Below are 17,377 nucleotides of genomic sequence, written 5' to 3'. Positions count from 1 at the left end.
AAAACTGGCTAACACTTGTTACCTGACCCATCTGCGCTTCTATCGCCCGCATCCGGTCGATATCTTGCTGGTCTTGATAGCGATTAACCGACCCCATATCTAGGCTTTGGGCTTGACCCGCCAATGGAGACACCACTCCCATTACCAATGGAGCAAGCAATAGCTTGCGAAATGCGTTCATGGTTCTCACACACAAAAAGAACAGGAGGCGCTATGCGCCAAACCCCTCAAGAATGATTCTCGAGAGGGGCTGCTTTTTTGCAACGGCTGTGGGTCGGTTTAAAAGTTGTCGCTGCTACAGAAGCACAAGCGCTCCCATCAAACCGCCAGCCAAGGTGCGGTGATAGGCACCGCAAAAGCCCGCCTCCTTGGCCAGCACTTCCTGCTGCTTGCCATCAATAAAACGGCCAATGCTCTCCTCTAGGTAGGCATATTGCTCAGTTAATCCCACCCCGCTCGCCACCGGCACCACCACTCGCCTTAGGGCAAACTTTTGCAAGCTGCCAATCAATCCACCACTGGGGTTGAAATCCAACAGCACCGCCCTGCCATTGGGGCCAAGCAACCGCTGCAACATCTTTAAGGCGGCGGTTGGATCAGCGAGATTGCGCAATCCATAGGCCATCACCGCACCATCAAAATCCGTTTTAAGCATTGGTAATTGTTCGGTTAGCTGCAGCACATCTGCTTGATACCAACTGATCTGCAACCAAGGGCACATGGCAGCCCGCTGGCGTGCAATCGCTAGGGGGGCTGCCGCTAGATCAACGCCAACCACCTCACCACCAGGCCGCAAAGCCTCCGCCAGCACTAGGGCAACATCACCAGTTCCACAACACAAATCAAGCCAACGTTCGCCAGGTTTTGGCTTCACTAAAGCCAGTGCTTGGCGTTTCCAAATCCTATGCAAACCCAAACTGAACAAATCATTAAATTGGTCGTAGCGAGGGGCAACCTCTTCAAATAGTTCACCCACCGCCTTGGCGTGAGTCACTGAAAAACACGAACCAAAGGTGCATGGGGCCCCGTGAGCGTTATCACCATCACCAATGCCAAGCCCACCGCCGCTGAACACACCATGCAACCCGCCAACATCAAGGAAAATTCCTGGCGGTCGTTGGCGGCCTGCATCAATTGCAAAGCCCAGGCCACTAAACCCACCACCGCAACAACCATGGTTAGGCCAATAACAGCAGGCCAATGGGAATTGCCTGCGGCGGCAGCCATAACGAAATTTAAGGAAACATTTGAGGCCACTTTAACTAACGTTTACCCCGCGCCGACGGGCCGCAGCGGCAAGCCGCAACTCAGCAGGTGCTCCTTGATCTGCGCCACCGTTAAAACGCCATCGTGCAGCAATGAGGCGAGCAATGCGGCAGAGGCACCGGTTTGGGTTAAAACCGCCTCAATATCGGCCAAACAACCTGCCCCCCCTGAGGCAATAACCGGCACAGCCACAGCCGCGGCCACCTCTGCTGTGAGTTCCAAGTCGTAGCCCTGTTGGGTGCCGTCGCCATCCATAGAAGTGAGCAACAGCTCTCCAGCCCCCAAGGCCACCGCTTCTTTTGCCCAGGCCAATAAATCGAGGCCAGTATTTTGGCGCCCCCCTTTCACATACACATCCCAACCACCACCCATGCGCTTGCGGCCATCGATGGCAACAACAATGCATTGGGCCCCGAATTGGCGCGCCCCGGCCCTAATTAATTCCGGATCAGCCACCGCCGCTGAATTCAAACTCACCTTGTCGGCCCCAGCCCGCAACAGCTCCGTGATCCCTTCCACCGAACTGATGCCACCGCCAACAGTGAACGGAATAAATAGTTGTTCCGCGGTGCGCTGCACCAATTCCACCAGGGTGCCGCGGCCTTGATGGCTAGCTGCAATATCGAGAAATACCAACTCATCAGCGCCGGCGGCGTCGTAGCGGCAAGCCAGTTCCACCGGATCGCCAGCATCCCTTAAACCAACAAAATTGACCCCCTTCACCACCCGTCCGGCGGCCATATCAAGGCAGGGAATGATCCGTTTTGCAACCACGATCTAGCTCGGAATGGGGGGATGGGGTTCGGCACTGGTAGGGTTGCCCCGGATTCCAGTCAGCGCCGTTAATGTCCCAGGCTGCCACCTCCGCTGCCATCACCGTTGGCACCCGAGTAACGATCACCCGAGTGCGTGATCGCATTCCCGCTGATCTGGTGAAGTTATTGCTCACCAATCCAACCGGCTCCGTTACAGGTTTCAAAATGACCGACGGAAGCGGTGTGGGCGTTCAAGTGCAATTGGATGGCGGCGGCCAGAGCTGGTTTTTTGAAGATGAAATCGCCGCTCTTTAAGCCCCTCCAGTGAGCAATAGCCCCAATTCAGAGGTCGCTAGCGGCGGCGCAGCCAGGCAACTACTTGGCATGAAGGGGGCCAGTGGCAGCCAAAACCCCTGGAAGTTGCGGCTGCAACTGATGAAACCTGTTACCTGGATTCCCTTGATCTGGGGCGTTATTTGTGGTGCTGCCGCCAGTGGTGGTTTCCAATGGACTTGGCAAAACAGCACCGCTTCCCTGGCCTGCATGCTGATGAGCGGCCCCCTGCTGGCTGGTTTCACCCAAACGATTAACGACTACTACGACAGGGATATAGATGCCATCAATGAGCCCTACAGGCCGATTCCCTCCGGTGCCATTGCCCTTTGGCAAGTAAAACTTCAGATCTGGGTGCTGCTGATAGCTGGATTAGCCGTGGCCTGGGGCCTTGACATTTGGGCCCAACACCAGAAACCGGTGCTGTTGCTACTTGCATTGGGTGGTTCATTTGTGAGCTTCATCTATTCCGCCCCACCCCTAAAGCTCAAACAAAATGGTTGGCTTGGTAACTATGCCCTTGGTGCTAGTTACATCGCCCTGCCCTGGTGGGCCGGCCAAGCACTTTTTGGCAATTTGAGCTGGGCCACTGCCGCCCTAACCCTTGCCTATTCCCTGGCGGGCCTTGGCATTGCCGTGGTGAACGATTTCAAAAGTGTGGAGGGTGATAAAGCCCTTGGCCTGCAATCACTGCCAGTGGTATTTGGCGTGAAAAGGGCCAGCTGGATTAGCGCCACCATGATCGATCTCTTTCAAATAGCAATGGTGGTAGCACTGGTGCTGCTAGGCCAGCATTTCGCCGCAGTGCTACTTACATTGTTGATCATCCCCCAAATAACTTTTCAAGACATCTGGCTGCTGCGCGATCCAATACTTTTTGATGTTAAATACCAAGCCAGCGCCCAACCCTTTCTGGTGATAGGGATGCTTGTAACAGCCTTAGCATTGGGCCATAGCGGTTTTGGGGGATAAACCAATGCCCCAGGCCAATAAGCGGCGTAGGCAATTAATTGGAGCCGCCCTTCTAGCGGCAGGGGTAGGCGCGGTGGCAGCCGCAGGCAGCGCCTTGGTGGTGCAGGGGTTTGATGGGTTATTACCCGATGCACGCCGCATCGCCAGTTTCAACAGGCCAGGCACCGTAACCGTGTTGTCTGCCGATGGCCAGGTACTACAAAAATTAGGTCCAGCCACCCGCGAAAAAGTGGCAAATGGCCAGATGCCTTTATTGATTCAAAAGGCATTTATCGCCGCGGAAGATCGCCGTTTTTATCAACACAATGGTGTTGATGCCCTTGGCATTGGCCGGGCTGTAATTACAAACATCAGCCAAAGGTCGGTGGAGCAGGGGGCCAGCACCATCACCCAACAATTGGCCAGGGTTGTTTTTCTCAATCAAGATCGCACCCTGCTGCGCAAATTAAAAGAAGCGGCATTAGCTTTTAAACTTGAACGCCAATTAAGCAAGCAACAAATACTTGAGCAATATCTAAATAATGTTTATCTAGGCTCCAGTGCCTATGGGGTGGCGGATGCCGCTTGGGTTTATTTCTCCAAATCCCCTAATCAGCTCACCCTGCCGGAGGCTGCCTTAATTGCTGGGCTACCTCCAGCGCCATCTGTTTATTCGCCTCTTGTTAATCCCGAACTTGCTTTAGAGCGCCGTTCAATCGTGCTAAAACGCATGGCAGAGGCGGGTTTCATCGATAGGGCTCAACAATTAAGGGCCGATGGTTCGCCACTGTTATTGAAACCAGCATTGCCAAAACATTGGAATAGTGCCGCTCCATATTTCACAAGTTGGGTAGCCCAGGAATTACCCAAGGTGCTCACTCCTGAACAGCTGGAACTAGGCGGTTTAACAATACGCACCAGCTTGAATTCCAACTGGCAAAAAATTGCCCAAAAAGTAATTGATAAAAACACCTACGGTGATCTCCAGGGGGCCTTGGTTTCGATGGAACCCGGCACTGGTTTAGTGCGGGCCATGGTGGGGGGCCGTGATTTTCAAAAAAGTCAATTCAACCGCGCCACCCAGGCCCTACGTTCCCCTGGCTCCACCTTCAAGCTGTTTCCATATACCGCCGCTGTTGCGGCTGGCATCAAACCAGAAGAGATTTTTGTTGATGTTCCCCGTTGCTGGAGCGGCTACTGCCCCAAAAACTTTGGTGATCGCTACCTCGGCGCAGTGTCGATGGCCGATGCCTTGCAAAATTCTTTAAACACCGTGGCTGTGCAGCTGCTGGAAAAGGTGGGTTTTGATGCGGTGATAAACATCGCCCGCTCCCTTGGTATTACTCGACCCCTTGGGCGCTATTACCCCTTAGCAATCGGTGCCTACGAGCAAACAGTGCTCGATATGACCGCCGCCTATGCAGCCATCAACAACCGTGGTGTTTATGTGGCACCAACTCCATTTGAGAGCATTAGTGGCCTTGATGGCCGGCCCCTTTGGGCCCGTAGTAGCCATGGCGACCGGGGCAGAAGGGCCGTTGACAGCGACACTGCCGACTCAATGATTTGGATGTTGCAACGGGTGGTTAGTGGCGGCACAGGCGCTGCAGCGGCCCTGCCGGATCGCCCCGTAGCCGGTAAAACAGGCACCTCAGAGGGTGCCCGCGACCTTTGGTTCATCGGCTCCATACCCCAACTCACCACAGGCGTGTGGTTTGGCTACGACAACAACCGTGAAACCGGCAGTGATAGCGGCCAGGCGGCCTGGGCCTGGAACCAATTCATGCTGCCGGTGGTTAAAGACATGCCCGTTAAACGCTTCCCGCCAAAACCAGTGCTCAATCGCAATTTCAAAGCGGTAGCCGCACCAGCACCCCAACAGAACCAAGGCGCTCCGGGCGATTACAACTACGGAGCCCCAGCCCCTGAAGCTGCGCCTAGCGATGCGCCGCTTATGGCGCCTCCGCCCTCAGCAGCGCCCCCCCCAGAAGCCGCTGCCCCAGCCCCTTCATTAGCTCCACCACCAGCTCCAGTTGGCGATCCACCGCCACCACCGCCGGGATAGCCGAGTAGCGCCCCGTAGAAGCCGTCACCACCATGCTCGGCATCGGGCCAAAAAGTTTGCTCGGTTTCAAGCAATTGCCACTGGGGCTGCCCCTGCAAAAACTGTTGTATTTGCCCCTGGTTTTCAGCCGGATGCAGGGTGCAAGTGGCATATACCAAGCGGCCACCTGGTGCCAGGAGTTTTGCGCCTTGCTGCAGCATTTGGCGTTGTAATTCAACCAATTCCGCCAACATTTCAGCTTTTAAACTCCAGCGGGCATCGGCATGGCGGCCAAGGGTACCCAAGCCGGAGCAGGGCACATCCAACAACACGCGATCAAATAACTGCCCCTGCTGCTCCAATTGATCAAGGGCAACGGCATCCGCCACTTGAGTGCGAATAGAGCGCAAACCAAGCCGCTGGGCATTTTCCCGCAAGCGCTCCAAACGCACAGCAGAGCGATCAATGGCTAACACTTCGCCTTTATCGGCCATCAATTCAGCGAGATGGGTTGTTTTACCGCCTGGAGCAGCGCAGGCATCCAACACTCTTTGGCCTGGCTTGGGATCTAAAAGCGGCGCAATCGTTTGAGCAGCGCGATCTTGAACGCACCAAAGGCCCTCCCGATAGCCAGGCAGTTCATTGAGGGGGCCAGGGCGTTGCAGCAGGGTGAGACCGAAAGCTTGATCCGGCAAGGGTGCAGCCAGCACACCCACCTGGGCAAAGTCTGCCAACACCTCATCAACAGTGCTGCGCAACGCATTTACCCTTAAATCAAGGCTTGGGGTGAGATTGCTCGCCTTGGCTAGGTTTTGGGTGCGTTCCGCGCCGATGCAACCCCAAAGTTCCTGCACTAACCAATCAGGCCAGGATTGCTCAAGCGCTAAGCGGGCTTGGGGATCTTCAGGCAGGGGTAATTGTTCGCCAGCGGCAATCGCCCGGGCAGCACTGCGCAGCAATCCATTCACCACAGGCGCTAGGGAAGCCAACCGTTCTTTTTTTGCTAGCTCCACCGCCGTACTCACCGCAGCTGATGCTGGTACGCGATCCATCGCTAATAGCTGCTGCAAACCCACATGCAGCAACCAGCGCAACCGGGGCGGCTGCCGCTGGGCAGGCACCTTGCCAAAGCGATCGATCCAGCCATCCAAACGGCGGCGCATCCGAATCGCGCCGTAACTGATCTCAGTTGCCATTGCCCGATCAAGGGCAGGCATTGGTTGGCGCTTGAATTCCCTATCAAGGGCTAGATCGGCATAGGCGCCATCACCCACTGCCTCCAGCACCCGCCACGCCACCAACCTGGGTAGCAAACCGATGGGGGTGGGATCAGCAACCAAATTTTTATGCCTTGGCAAACTGCATTAAAGGCGCCGGTGAATACGCTGCAGCAACCGCAAGCTGCTGGCCGATGCCCCTTTTGCCCAAACGCTTTGAGCGATTACAAACAGTGCTCAACGGCCGCATGGCAAATCTCACGGTGCTGCTGGAAGGGGTAGAGAAACCCCACAACCTTTCGGCGATCCTGCGTAGCTGTGATGCTGTGGGAGTGCTTGAAGCCCATGTGGTGAGCCTTAAGGGGCGGGTGCGCACCTTTAACAGCACCGCCCAAGGCAGTCAAAAATGGGTGCCCCTGCAAAACCACAACTCGATCGAAACCGCCTGCAATCAATTGCATCAACAGGGTTTTCGTATTTTTGGCACCCATTTAGGGGTAACAGCAATCGACTATCGCCAATGCGATTTCACCGGTCCCACGGCCTTTCTGTTGGGTGCTGAGAAATGGGGCCTCAGCGAGGCAGCCACCGCAGGGGTAGATCAAGCCCTATTCATTCCCATGGCGGGAATGGTGCAGTCTTTAAATGTGAGCGTTGCAGCGGCAATATTGCTATTTGAAGCCCTGCGGCAAAGGGAACTAGCGGGGTTGATCCCAAGGGATGGAGAAGGTTTATCAGCAGAGCTATACAAAAACACTCTTTTTGAATGGGCCTATCCCCAGGTGGCGCGCTGGTGCAGGGAAACAAATAAACCCTATCCGGCCCTTAATGGGGAAGGTGAAATCCAAGAAGAAATACCGCGCACCTTAAAATTGCGCTGTTAATAATTAATTAAAAGGGTAAGAAAATATCATTGTTGCTTGCAACTTGCTGGGGTGCTTGGTTTTGGTGGGCCCTGGGCAGCTTTAAAGCAACTGCTAGCAGCGCAAAACAAAGCAATTGATGCAAGCCCCCCACGCAAAGGCTGATAACCAACAAAACAACAGCAAGGATCTTCTCAAGCACGCCCATCACCTCATCGGCATTGCGACGTCCGAGGTTCCAAAGGAGGGTGGCTATGGCCACCAGCAGCATCGAAACGAACACTGCCATGGCAGTTTCCAGATCTAATACAAATAAATCTACTCAGCTTTTGATCCAGAAGCCTGGCCGCTCACCCATGCGTCTAATCCCTCACCAAGAAAAGACAAACCAAGCACCAGCACAAACATCGCTAAACCTGGGTAGAGAGCTGTCCACCAGATGCCGGTGGGCAGCGCCGTGAGGGCTTGCTGTAGGTCTGCGCCCCATTCCGGAATTGAATCTGGCAATCCCAAGCCAAGGAAACCAAGCCCCCCCAAAACCAAAACAGCATCGGCAGCATTAAGGGTGAGCACCACGGGCACTGATGTGATCACATTGCGCAATAGGTAGTGGCGCATGATCCAATAAGGCCCTGCCCCGAGGCTCTGGGCTGCATCGATAAATAATTCCGCTTTTACAGATGCCGTTTGATTGCGCACTACTCGGAAATATTGAGGTACGTAAACCACACAAAGTGCTGCAGCGGCATTGGGCAGGCCCTTGCCAAGTAAAAATGCCAACACCACTGAAAGCAGTAAAACGGGCAGGGTGTAAAGGGTGTCCATCAATAACACCAACAAGCGATCCACCAGGCCGCCGAGGTAGCCACTCAACATGCCAAGGGGCACCCCAATAGCTAATGCCACTAATAGGGCACTAAAAACCACCTGGAGCGCCACACCAGCGCCGGCCAAGGTGCGGCTGCACACATCACGGCCAAGGCGATCGGTGCCGCAAAGATGGCCCCAACTCGGCTGGGCATAAATGGGATTATCGAGGCCAATATTTGGATCCTGAAGCACACCTAAATGGATTGCTGGCCCAGCCAGCAAAGCCACAAGGCCATAAACAATCAGCACCCACACACCCACCCGGGCCATGCGCGCAGAAAGACTGCTGGGCCGCCAGGCCAAAAAATGCTGCAGGGGACTGAGAATCATCAGCCAAACCTAGCCGAACCACTGCAACAGGGCCGTTGATGGGGGCACATTAAAAATGTTGCTCCCCCCGGCATATACCGGGCGATCAAAATGATTAATGCTTTGCAAAGTGTTCGCAAAAAAGCGGCTATTAATAGGCAGCAAGGGGGTTTCACCCTGGTGGAATTAATGGTAGTAATTGTGATTGTAGGTGTACTAAGTGCCGTAGCCCTGCCCCAGTTCATGGGAGTTAAAGACAAGGCAAAGCTAAATACCCAAATAGCTGAATTAGCTGGTTTAGCACGGGAATGTTCCTCTGCAATTATTGCTGAAGGCCCCTACCCATCGGCCAACTCTGGCACCACTAACACCGGGCTCACAATTTCCGGCAATTGCAATGGCGGCGATGGGGCAAGCGCACCAACTGCAGATGTGAATTACACCACAAGCAGCGCCAGCATTAGCGGTGCGAAATGCGGTTCCCTATCAATTACGTCTGGCAAGAAATGCCAAGCAACTGTTGCATCTAGCAGTGGCGCTATTTCCTATTCAGAAATCTAATCAACAAGCTCTTTACTAAATACTGCTTAATCAACTAATTCACCACCAGGGAAACTTATCCCTGGTGGTTTTTTATGGATATTTTTTCTAATGGGGAGGGCAAGCTACTCAGATAGCACTGCACTGGCATCAGCTTTTAGCGTTTGAGTATCAAACCGTTGCCTTAATTGCCATTGCACGGTGCCACTTATGGGCTCCATGCATGCAGCCAAAGGCAAGGAAGCCGTTGCACCAATTGCCACTGCTTGGGGTAAATCGCAGCCACTCCAGCTACCAGGGGCAGGATCTAAACCATCAATTACCACACGATTTTGAAAAGCTGCCGCACCATTAATTGAGCCATCACTGCGAAAGGCGCGGCCGCAACGCATCAACACCCAACCCCGCCAAATCGGCTCATTTGATTTACCAACGCTGTAGGTGGTGAGCTTTCCATCGGGGTTGCTGATCTGCAAAACCGCTTTGCGGCCTGCCAATCCACAAGACAAATTCATACCGCTAGCTTCAGGATCAATGGCAACCGCGTTACCCCGCTCCAGATCAGCGCGAATCAATGCATTGGCGCGGCCAAGGGCCTGGCGTTCACGCATGCCACGGCTTAAACGAACACCTAAGGCACCCTCACCAAATAATGAATTCATCACAATTACAACTACAACCAAACCAAGGCCACTAGCTAATAACAATTCCAACAAAGAAAAACCAGCCCTGGGGCTGCTGCAATGGCGCCTATTAATTAAGCCCAAACTAATCATATCAAACTACGCATCTGGCAGGCAGCTGCCCTTGGCGTAATTACCAACACGGGTAATACCCAATGGCAAACTAATCACTAAACAACGGCTCAAACCACTGGAAGAATGCTTCAAAATTGCAGTGCCCCCTCCTAATACCAAACCATTAGCTGTAAAAACCAAGGGACTGCTGAAATTATTACTTAGCTGAAAGCGCGCGCTTTTGCTTACATCAAATAATTCAACTTCTGCCTGATCGCAACTAGCTAAATCGCCCAGAGCTGGTGCTTGCCACCCCCGCCCCCCCAATTGCAATGCACAGGGTTTGCCTTGCTGTTCCGCCTGGTTGCGGGCCCGTTCAAGGCCAAGCCATAGTTCCCGGCTAGCACTTTCAAGTTCTTGGCGCGCTAATGGCCCTTGGGCTCCCACCAAACAAAGGCTCACAAAACCTGCGCTGATCGCAACTGACACCAGGATTTCAGTGAGGTTCATTACTTGCAAACCCCAAGGCCTTCCAGGCTGTAAAGCCGCTCTCGCCGCTGGCGCAATGGCGCTGCAGCCTCTAGGGCCACCAGCAAGCGATCACCCTGCACCTCCACCAACCGCTGCCTCGGCTGAGTGCTCAATAAGGAATCAATGAGGGGTAACGTGCCGGCCCGCTGCAATTGATCTAGCAGCTCAGTTCTTAGTTGCACCAGCTGGCTGCTATCGCTGCAATCGATTGAGCTGGCAGGGGCAAGGCGCCTCAATACCCCTTCATCCCGCTGCAATTGGCGATCCATCCAAGCCAGCAGCGCCATTTGCTTCCGCCCTTCCAGGGCAAGGCCGTTGGCGGCAGCAAACACCTGTAGGCCGGCGCCACAAAAGAGCGCCAATAAAACACTGCTTATCAGCAGCTCAGTTAGGGCGAAACCGGCCTCAGCTCGCCGCTGCTGTTTAGCTGAAACACTTTGCTGCGCATAGGTTTGCCCGTTGCTGCAAGCCGTTGAAGGCTGATTTGAGCGGGGCCATTGGGGGAGCCCTGCCATTGCTGCAAATGGAAAATGCCGGCCGCCAGCTTTTGATCGGCTGGTGTGGCGCCTTGGCGGGCTAATGCGGCAAAAAGCATGGCTGCCGTAAGGAAGCAGTCGTTTAATTGCCCCTCTTGCCAAAGCCTTGCGCCCCGTGCCCTGGATTGCAGCGCCATCGCCTGCAAAGACAGGCCACTGCCCAATAACAACAGCCCCAACATCAACACCAAAGGCAGAGCAAATCCAGCGTTGGCAACGTTGCAGCGCCTGTTGTGCACCCCTGCCCGCCACATGTGAAACCCCAACTGATAGGACCAGCATTCCACCGAAGGAGCAAAGCTTGCACTACAAACTGCTCACTACTTGCTATTGGAACTCGATGTTTACTGATTGAGCTTTAGCACTGCCATAAATGCTTCCTGCGGAACATCTACCTTGCCCATCGCCTTCATCCGTTTTTTACCCTTAGCCTGCTTTTGCAATAGCTTTTTCTTGCGGGAAATATCACCGCCATAACATTTCGCAAGCACATCTTTGCGAATTGCGCTAATACTTTCACTCGCAACAATACGACTACCAATTGATGCCTGAAGGGGGATTTTAAACTGCTGGCGTGGGATTAATTCCTTGAGCTTTTCCACCAACGCCTTGCCAACATTATAGGCTTTATCGCGATGAATAATAGTGGTTAAAGGATCGGCCTTTTCACCATTTATCAACACATCAAGCCGCACCAAAAAATTCTCTCGGTATCCAATCAAGCTATATTCCATTGAGGCATAACCCTTTGTTCTGCTTTTCATCTGATCAAAGAAATCAGTTACCACTTCTGCCAAGGGCATTTCATAGTGCAGCGCAACACGGTCAGTTGTTATGTATTTCATATCAATGAATGCACCCCGGCGTTCTTGGCATAGCTCCATGAGGGCACCGTTATAACTATTTGGCGCATAGATTTCTAGTTTTACGTAGGGCTCTGCAATAGACGCCCTAGCCTGCGGCTCCGGCAGCGTTGCGGGATTATCTACCATCATGATTGAGCCATCAATCATATTTACTTGATAGATAACCGAAGGCGCCGTAACAATTAGATCAAGGTCATACTCCCGTTCAAGCCGCTCCTGCACAATTTCCATATGCAACAAGCCAAGGAAACCACAACGGAAACCAAAACCCATGGCGCTGCTGGTTTCCGGTTCGAATTTCAAAGCAGCATCCGATAGTTTTAGTTTGTCTAATGCCTCCCTAAGGTCGGGATATTGATCGGCATCGGTGGGAAATAAACCGCAAAAAACCATCGGTTTTGCTTCTGTGTAACCCGGAAGCGGTTCGGAGGCGGGATTTGAAGCAAGGGTGATGGTATCGCCAACGCGGGCATCAGCAACAGCTTTAATCGAGGCAGAAAAATAACCCACTTCACCGGCATGTAGCTCTTGAACCTGCCGTTGATCGGGAGCCATTATCCCAACTTCATCTAATTCATAGGTTTTTTTACTTGCCATAAGTAAAACTTTATCTTTTTTTGCTAGGCGCCCACTGATAACGCGAAAGTAAACAATAACTCCCCTATATGGATCATAGTAAGAGTCGAATATCAATGCGCGCAAAGGCTCTTCCACGCGATCCGCTGGGGCCGGCACACGGTCAACAATAGATTGCAAAATCTGCGGCACACCCATACCAGTTTTTGCTGAGCAGTGGATGGCATTGGAAATATCTAAACCAATGATCTCTTCAATCTCTCTACCTATTCTTTCCGGATCGGCTCCCGGCAGATCAATCTTATTTAGCACTGGAATTATTTCTAGATCATTTTCAAGGGCTAGATATACATTTGCCAGGGTTTGAGCCTCCACCCCTTGGCTGGCATCCACCACCAGCAGTGCGCCCTCACAGGCTTGGAGGCTGCGGCTCACTTCATAGGAGAAATCCACATGGCCGGGGGTATCAATCAGATTGAGGATGTAGTTATCACCATCAGCTGCGGTGTATTCCATGCGCGCAGCCTGCAGCTTGATCGTGATGCCCCGCTCCCGCTCCAGTTCCATGTTGTCGAGGAATTGGGCCTGCATATCGCGGGCCGCCACCGTGCCGGTTTCTTGCAGCAACCGATCGGCCAGGGTTGATTTGCCATGGTCGATATGGGCAATGATGCAGAAATTGCGGATCCGTGAAACAGGGGCGTCTGTCATATCAAGATCCTAGTAAGCAAACCGCATCTGTTTTTCAATGGCCCATTCCAAAAGCGTGGTTTGTATTCACCAGCGGCCCCTGATCGTTTTTGCTAGCCCCGGCAGGTATGTGCAAGGGCCCGGTGCCACCCATGAACTGGGTAGGGAAATGCAACGGTTGGGCCTGCAGGGGCGCGTGTTGATCATCGCCGCTGGCACCGCTAGGCGGGAATTGGCTTCGATCTGGCAAGCGGTGCTGCCCCCTGTGGGCATTGAACCAATAGTTGAAGCATTTGCTGGCGAATGCAGCAATGCCGAAATTGAACGTTTGGTTCAACTGGCCAAGCAACTCAACTGCAACGCTGTTATTGGCGCCGGCGGCGGCAAGGTTTCTGATACGGCAAGGGCCGTAGCCGATGAGCTCAATCTGCCAGTGGTGATCACCCCCACCCTTGCCAGCACCGATTCCCCCTGCAGTGCCCTTTCAGTGATCTACAACTCCGGCGGCAGCGTGGAGGGGTTTCGTTTCTACAACCGCCACCCCCTGCTGGTTTTAGTAGATACCGAAGTGGTGGCTAGGGCACCAAAAAGACAATTGGTGGGTGGCATTGGTGATGCCTTGGCCACCTGGTTTGAAGCGCGCACCGTGCGTGAAAGTTGCAGCACCACCGTGGTGGGTGGCCTGCCCAGCCGCACCGGCACAGCCCTGGCCAAACTCTGCTGTGAAATTCTTCTGGCCGACGGCCCTGCGGCTTGTGCAGCAGTGGAAGCCAAAGCCACCACACCGGCCCTGGAGCGGGTGGTGGAAGCCAATAACTTGCTCTCAGGTTTGGGGTTTGAAAGTGGTGGCTTAGCTGTGGCCCATGCGGTTCACAACGGTATCTCTGAGATCGAAGGCAGCCACTGCCACATCCATGGTGAAAAAGTGGCTTTTGGATTGTTAACCCAATTGGTGCTGGAGGGTAAGCCCCAATCTGAAATCGATGAGATCTACCGCTACCAGCAAGCGGTGGGATTACCAATCTGCCTGGCCCAAGTTGGGGTTGATGCCAATAGCGATGAACAGTTAAACCGCATTGCAGAACGCTCTGTAATCCCAGGAGAGAGCAGCCACAATGAACCTTTTCCAGTTAGCGCAGCGGCAGTTAGCGCTGCGCTGAGGGCGGCCGACCAATGGGGGCGTCGATTGCTTTAGGTACCTAGGATTCAGTTAGATCTGCCCCCCTAGCCATGAGTAGTGATCTTCAAGCCCTAACCCTCGAGAATGTGGAGCGCACCCTTGATGAGCTGCGTCCTTATTTGATGGCCGACGGCGGCAATGTGGAGGTGGTGGAAATCGATGGACCAATCGTGAAGGTGCGTTTGCAGGGGGCTTGTGGTTCCTGCCCCAGCAGCACCATGACCCTAAAGATGGGTATTGAACGCAAGCTGCGGGAAGCGATTCCTGAAGTGAGCGAAGTGGTGCAGGTGCTCTGATTGATAAGGGCTTAAGCCCAGCCCGTAGGCTCAAAGCAATTGCCATAGGCCCGTGCTGGATCAGCGCCTGCTGCGTGACAACCCGGAGTTGATTGCAAGTGAGCTGCAACGCAGGGGTAAAAGCCTTGATCTGAGCGAGTTGCAAGCCAAGGCGAAGCAACTGCGGGATCTTGAGGAGCAACGCAGCAATCTCCAAGCCGAAGGCAATCGCATCGGGAAGGAGATGGGCTTGCAGATCAAAGCTGGCATTGCCCCCAGCAGCCCTGAGCTGCAAGCCATGCGGGATCAGGGCAACAAGCTGAAACAACAGGTGGCGCACCTGGAGGAAGAGGAAAAGCTCCTCGAGGCGGCTGTGAGGGATGAATTGCTAACCCTGCCCAACCTGCCATCAGCGCAAACACCAGATGGCAAAAATGAAGCCAGCAATATTGAGATCAAGCGCTGGGGAAATCCACGCCAGGAAGCGGGCCTTGAGGAGCATTGGCAGATTGGTGAACGGCTTGGTTTGTTTGAAACCGAACGGTCGGTGCGGATTGCCCAAAGCCGCTTTGTAACCCTTCTAGGCATGGGGGCGCGGCTGGAGCGAGCGCTGATCAATTTCATGCTCGACCTCCACGGCCGCAAGGGTTACAGCGAGGTGTTACCGCCCATTTTGGTTAATAGCGCCAGCCTCACCGGTTCCGGCCAGTTACCCAAATTTGCCGAGGAAAGTTTCCGCTGCGCCCACGACGACCTCTGGCTAACACCCACGGCGGAGGTGCCAATCACTTCGCTCCATCGCGATGAGGTGATTCCGGCTGAACAGCTGCCCATCAAATATGTGGCATATACCCCTTGTTTTAGGCGGGAGGCCGGCAGCTACGGCCGTGATACCCGCGGGCTGATCCGTTTGCATCAATTCAACAAAGTTGAGTTGTATTGGTTTTGCCATCCCGAAAAATCAAGCGATGCCCATCAACAGCTCACGGCTGATGCAGAGGCGGTGCTGCAGGCGCTTGAGTTGCCCTATCGGGTGATGGAACTATGCAGCGGCGATATTGGCTTTTCCGCCAACCGCACCTACGACCTTGAGGTGTGGCTGCCGGGTGCTGGTGCCTATCGGGAAATTTCTAGCTGCAGCAACTGTGGAGATTTCCAGGCAAGGCGTTCTGCCATCCGATTTAAAGAAGCAAAAAACACAGCCCTCTTGCACACTTTGAATGGCAGTGGTTTGGCCGTGGGCCGCACGATGGCAGCCCTTTTAGAAACAGGCCAACAAAGCGATGGCAGCATCAAATTGCCCGTAGCACTTGCTCCTTACATGGGCACAGATGTGATTGCTAGCGGCCAGAATCATCAAATACACCTAGGCAAAAAATAAGTGGGTGTTCTCTCTGCTCTGGCAATCCTTGCCCTTTTAATCGTTGTGCATGAAGCGGGGCATTTTTTTGCAGCCGTTTGGCAAGGGATTCGCGTAACTAGTTTCAATGTTGGTTTTGGCCCCGTGTTGTTGGAGCGCCGCAGCCGCGGGATTCAATTTGCCTTGAGGGCAATTCCCTTGGGTGGTTATGTGGCCTTCCCAGACGACGATCCCGATAGCGGTTTTGATCCCAAAGATCCGGATCTACTCAAAAACCGTTCCGTTTTTCAACGGGCAATTGTGATTTCAGCAGGGGTGCTGGCAAATCTGCTCTTGGCTTGGGCAGTGCTATGCGCCCAGGGAATAGTTGTGGGCATACCAGCTGGTTTTAACGCTGGTAGCGGCGTTTTGGTGGTAGCCCTGCAACCGGATGGGGCGGCAGCTAAAGCTGGCCTTGAGGCAGGTGATTTAGTTGTGGCGATGGGCGGTAAAACCCTTGGGGCTGGCACCAAGGCGGTGCAGCAATTGGTTGATGCCGTAAAAACCTCACCGAATCAAGCTTTATTGCTTGGCATAGAACGCAACGGCATAGGCAAAAATCTTGAATTGGTGCCAGCAAATATGGGCGGCAGCGGCCGCATTGGCGCCCAATTGCAGCCTGATGGCAACGAACTGTTCCGGCGGGCCAGCAACCCCTTGGAAATCCTGCAGCAGGCCAAAACTGAATTCGTTCAAATCCTGCGCCGCACCATTTCAGGCTTTGTTGCCCTAGCCACCAATTTTGGTGAAACCGCCCCTCAAATTTCGGGCCCGGTAAAAATCGTGGAGATGGGCGCAAAGCTCGCCCATCAGGGCGGCGGCAGCTTGTTTCTGTTCACTGCACTGATTTCGGTGAACCTGGCGGTGCTTAATTCCTTACCGCTACCGATGCTGGATGGTGGCCAATTTCTACTGTTACTACTTGAAGGCTTGCGGGGCAAACCGTTGCCAGAACGGCTGCAGTTGGCCTTTACCCAATCAGGGCTGCTGCTGCTGCTCGGCTTAAGCGCCGTTCTTATCGTTAAAGACACCAGCCAGCTGGCCTTTGTGAGGCAATTGCTGCTGCGTTAAGCAAGGGCCAGTGATCAGCTAAATTATTGGATTAAATAACCTTCCCCTTAAAGGCAGCCGCATGGCGAAAAAGTCGATGATTGCGCGGGATGTGAAGCGCAAAAAAATTGTGGAACGCTTCGCTGCTAAGCGCGCTGCTTTGCTTCAGGAATTTCAGGAGGCCGCTGGCCCCATGGAGCGCCTGGATATCCACCGCAAAATCCAACAATTACCCCGTAACAGCGCACCTAACCGGGTACGCAACCGTTGTTGGGCCACCGGCAAACCCCGTGGTTTCTATCGCGATTTTGGCCTTTGCCGCAACCAACTAAGGGAAAGGGCCCACAAGGGATTGCTGCCTGGGGTGGTTAAATCCAGCTGGTAATTTG

Annotated in this window: 20 protein-coding genes and 2 pseudogenes; 10 read left to right on the top strand and 12 right to left on the bottom strand. The window is 53.8% G+C overall.

The window, feature by feature from the left end:
• From KBY68_RS10790 to hisF, 4 genes and pseudogenes are all read right to left on the bottom strand, one after another.
• A pseudogene (locus tag KBY68_RS10790) lies at nt 1–181 on the bottom strand (iron uptake porin); the annotation flags it as partial.
• Between the two features lie 114 nt (nt 182–295).
• Nucleotides 296–994: a ubiquinone/menaquinone biosynthesis methyltransferase gene (locus tag KBY68_RS10785; protein WP_255097186.1), complete on the bottom strand. Its 699-nt coding sequence runs from the start codon at nt 992–994 to the stop codon at nt 296–298.
• Nucleotides 991–1,227, bottom strand: a complete 237-nt coding sequence (locus KBY68_RS10780; protein WP_255097185.1) for a hypothetical protein — start codon at nt 1,225–1,227, stop codon at nt 991–993. The genes KBY68_RS10785 and KBY68_RS10780 overlap by 4 nt, the downstream gene beginning before the upstream one ends.
• 42 nt (nt 1,228–1,269) lie before the next feature.
• Nucleotides 1,270–2,040 (bottom strand): imidazole glycerol phosphate synthase subunit HisF, encoded by a 771-nt coding sequence (gene hisF, locus KBY68_RS10775; RefSeq protein ID WP_255097184.1) that lies wholly within the window; start codon nt 2,038–2,040, stop codon nt 1,270–1,272.
• A gap of 71 nt (nt 2,041–2,111) precedes the next feature.
• On the opposite strand from hisF, the gene petP reads away from it, so the two are divergent.
• From petP to KBY68_RS10760, 3 genes are read left to right on the top strand one after another with little or no spacing between them, the layout of a single operon-like run.
• On the top strand, nt 2,112–2,336 hold the full coding sequence (petP, locus tag KBY68_RS10770; RefSeq protein WP_106500901.1) for a cytochrome b6f subunit PetP: 225 nt from the start codon (nt 2,112–2,114) through the stop codon (nt 2,334–2,336).
• Nucleotides 2,337–2,345: 9 nt separating this feature from the next.
• Complete coding sequence (gene chlG / locus KBY68_RS10765) at nt 2,346–3,326, top strand: chlorophyll synthase ChlG (RefSeq protein WP_255097183.1); 981 nt, start codon at nt 2,346–2,348, stop codon at nt 3,324–3,326.
• 4 nt (nt 3,327–3,330) lie between these two features.
• Entirely contained in the window at nt 3,331–5,370 is a 2,040-nt protein-coding gene (locus tag KBY68_RS10760; RefSeq protein WP_315855667.1) for a transglycosylase domain-containing protein, read from the top strand.
• A 2-nt stretch (nt 5,371–5,372) separates the two neighbouring features.
• Here KBY68_RS10760 and KBY68_RS10755 read toward each other — a convergent pair.
• Nucleotides 5,373–6,689, bottom strand: a pseudogene (locus tag KBY68_RS10755) (16S rRNA (cytosine(967)-C(5))-methyltransferase); the annotation flags it as partial.
• Nucleotides 6,690–6,760: 71 nt separating this feature from the next.
• Between KBY68_RS10755 and trmH the strand changes: the two are divergent.
• A complete protein-coding gene (trmH, locus tag KBY68_RS10750; RefSeq protein ID WP_255097187.1) occupies nt 6,761–7,450 on the top strand; it encodes a tRNA (guanosine(18)-2'-O)-methyltransferase TrmH in 690 nt (229 codons plus the stop codon).
• 7 nt (nt 7,451–7,457) lie between these two features.
• Here trmH and KBY68_RS10745 read toward each other — a convergent pair whose 3' ends face one another.
• Both KBY68_RS10745 and KBY68_RS10740 read right to left on the bottom strand, forming a co-directional pair.
• A complete protein-coding gene (locus KBY68_RS10745) occupies nt 7,458–7,718 on the bottom strand; it encodes a hypothetical protein (protein WP_106500783.1) in 261 nt (86 codons plus the stop codon).
• Between the two features lie 29 nt (nt 7,719–7,747).
• Nucleotides 7,748–8,629, bottom strand: a complete 882-nt coding sequence (locus KBY68_RS10740; RefSeq protein ID WP_241537237.1) for an ABC transporter permease — start codon at nt 8,627–8,629, stop codon at nt 7,748–7,750.
• Between the two features lie 90 nt (nt 8,630–8,719).
• Between KBY68_RS10740 and KBY68_RS10735 the strand changes: the two genes are divergently transcribed.
• Complete coding sequence (locus KBY68_RS10735; protein ID WP_255097181.1) at nt 8,720–9,169, top strand: type IV pilin protein; 450 nt, start codon at nt 8,720–8,722, stop codon at nt 9,167–9,169.
• Between the two features lie 104 nt (nt 9,170–9,273).
• Here the strand turns inward: KBY68_RS10735 and KBY68_RS10730 are convergent, their stop codons facing one another.
• The 5 genes from KBY68_RS10730 to lepA all read right to left on the bottom strand — a co-directional run bounded on the left by KBY68_RS10730 (nt 9,274) and on the right by lepA (nt 13,105).
• The gene (locus KBY68_RS10730) at nt 9,274–9,924 is read right to left on the bottom strand and encodes a hypothetical protein (RefSeq protein ID WP_255097180.1); all 651 of its coding nucleotides are present in this window, start codon (nt 9,922–9,924) and stop codon (nt 9,274–9,276) included.
• Nucleotides 9,925–9,930: 6 nt separating this feature from the next.
• The gene (locus tag KBY68_RS10725; RefSeq protein WP_255097179.1) at nt 9,931–10,395 is read right to left on the bottom strand and encodes a GspH/FimT family pseudopilin; all 465 of its coding nucleotides are present in this window, start codon (nt 10,393–10,395) and stop codon (nt 9,931–9,933) included.
• Nucleotides 10,395–10,778 carry a hypothetical protein gene (locus tag KBY68_RS10720; RefSeq protein ID WP_255097178.1) on the bottom strand — a complete coding sequence of 128 codons (384 nt, stop codon included), beginning with the start codon at nt 10,776–10,778 and terminating at the stop codon, nt 10,395–10,397. Before KBY68_RS10720 ends, KBY68_RS10725 begins: the two co-directional genes overlap by 1 nt.
• Before the next feature lie 26 nt (nt 10,779–10,804).
• Nucleotides 10,805–11,191, bottom strand: a complete 387-nt coding sequence (locus tag KBY68_RS10715) for a hypothetical protein (RefSeq protein WP_255097177.1) — start codon at nt 11,189–11,191, stop codon at nt 10,805–10,807.
• Nucleotides 11,192–11,296: 105 nt separating this feature from the next.
• On the bottom strand, nt 11,297–13,105 hold the full coding sequence (gene lepA, locus KBY68_RS10710; RefSeq protein ID WP_255097175.1) for a translation elongation factor 4: 1,809 nt from the start codon (nt 13,103–13,105) through the stop codon (nt 11,297–11,299).
• A 37-nt stretch (nt 13,106–13,142) separates the two neighbouring features.
• Between lepA and KBY68_RS10705 the strand changes: the two genes are divergently transcribed.
• From KBY68_RS10705 to rpsN, 5 genes are all read left to right on the top strand, one after another.
• Entirely contained in the window at nt 13,143–14,279 is a 1,137-nt protein-coding gene (locus tag KBY68_RS10705; RefSeq protein ID WP_255097173.1) for a glycerol dehydrogenase, read from the top strand.
• Nucleotides 14,280–14,314: 35 nt separating this feature from the next.
• The gene (locus tag KBY68_RS10700; RefSeq protein WP_106500552.1) at nt 14,315–14,560 is read left to right on the top strand and encodes a NifU family protein; all 246 of its coding nucleotides are present in this window, start codon (nt 14,315–14,317) and stop codon (nt 14,558–14,560) included.
• Nucleotides 14,561–14,612: 52 nt separating this feature from the next.
• Entirely contained in the window at nt 14,613–15,920 is a 1,308-nt protein-coding gene (gene serS / locus KBY68_RS10695; protein ID WP_255097172.1) for a serine--tRNA ligase, read from the top strand.
• The gene (rseP, locus tag KBY68_RS10690) at nt 15,921–17,009 is read left to right on the top strand and encodes an RIP metalloprotease RseP (RefSeq protein WP_255097171.1); all 1,089 of its coding nucleotides are present in this window, start codon (nt 15,921–15,923) and stop codon (nt 17,007–17,009) included.
• A 61-nt stretch (nt 17,010–17,070) separates the two neighbouring features.
• The gene (gene rpsN / locus KBY68_RS10685) at nt 17,071–17,373 is read left to right on the top strand and encodes a 30S ribosomal protein S14 (protein WP_106500549.1); all 303 of its coding nucleotides are present in this window, start codon (nt 17,071–17,073) and stop codon (nt 17,371–17,373) included.
• The last annotated feature ends 4 nt before the right edge of the window (nt 17,374–17,377 follow it).

This window comes from Synechococcus lacustris Maggiore-St4-Slac, assembly GCF_024345595.1.
Lineage (GTDB): Bacteria > Cyanobacteriota > Cyanobacteriia > PCC-6307 > Cyanobiaceae > Synechococcus_D > Synechococcus_D lacustris.
Note: the sequence above shows the minus strand (reverse complement) of the source record. Positions and strands in the feature narration are given on the sequence as shown.

Bases quoted from the DNA above. Each gene is read 5' to 3' on its own strand.
- KBY68_RS10725 (WP_255097179.1), bottom strand. From the start codon at position 10,395: ATGAACCTCACTGAAATCCTGGTGTCAGTTGCGATCAGCGCAGGTTTT.
- KBY68_RS10705 (WP_255097173.1), top strand. From the start codon at position 13,143: ATGGCCCATTCCAAAAGCGTGGTTTGTATTCACCAGCGGCCCCTGATC.
- lepA (WP_255097175.1), bottom strand. From the start codon at position 13,105: ATGACAGACGCCCCTGTTTCACGGATCCGCAATTTCTGCATCATTGCC.
- KBY68_RS10735 (WP_255097181.1), top strand. From the start codon at position 8,720: ATGATTAATGCTTTGCAAAGTGTTCGCAAAAAAGCGGCTATTAATAGG.
- KBY68_RS10780 (WP_255097185.1), bottom strand. From the start codon at position 1,227: ATGGCTGCCGCCGCAGGCAATTCCCATTGGCCTGCTGTTATTGGCCTA.
- petP (WP_106500901.1), top strand. From the start codon at position 2,112: ATGTCCCAGGCTGCCACCTCCGCTGCCATCACCGTTGGCACCCGAGTA.
- KBY68_RS10745 (WP_106500783.1), bottom strand. From the start codon at position 7,718: ATGGCAGTGTTCGTTTCGATGCTGCTGGTGGCCATAGCCACCCTCCTT.
- KBY68_RS10700 (WP_106500552.1), top strand. From the start codon at position 14,315: ATGAGTAGTGATCTTCAAGCCCTAACCCTCGAGAATGTGGAGCGCACC.
- KBY68_RS10740 (WP_241537237.1), bottom strand. From the start codon at position 8,629: ATGATTCTCAGTCCCCTGCAGCATTTTTTGGCCTGGCGGCCCAGCAGT.
- trmH (WP_255097187.1), top strand. From the start codon at position 6,761: ATGCCCCTTTTGCCCAAACGCTTTGAGCGATTACAAACAGTGCTCAAC.
- rpsN (WP_106500549.1), top strand. From the start codon at position 17,071: ATGGCGAAAAAGTCGATGATTGCGCGGGATGTGAAGCGCAAAAAAATT.
- KBY68_RS10730 (WP_255097180.1), bottom strand. From the start codon at position 9,924: ATGATTAGTTTGGGCTTAATTAATAGGCGCCATTGCAGCAGCCCCAGG.
- KBY68_RS10760 (WP_315855667.1), top strand. From the start codon at position 3,331: ATGCCCCAGGCCAATAAGCGGCGTAGGCAATTAATTGGAGCCGCCCTT.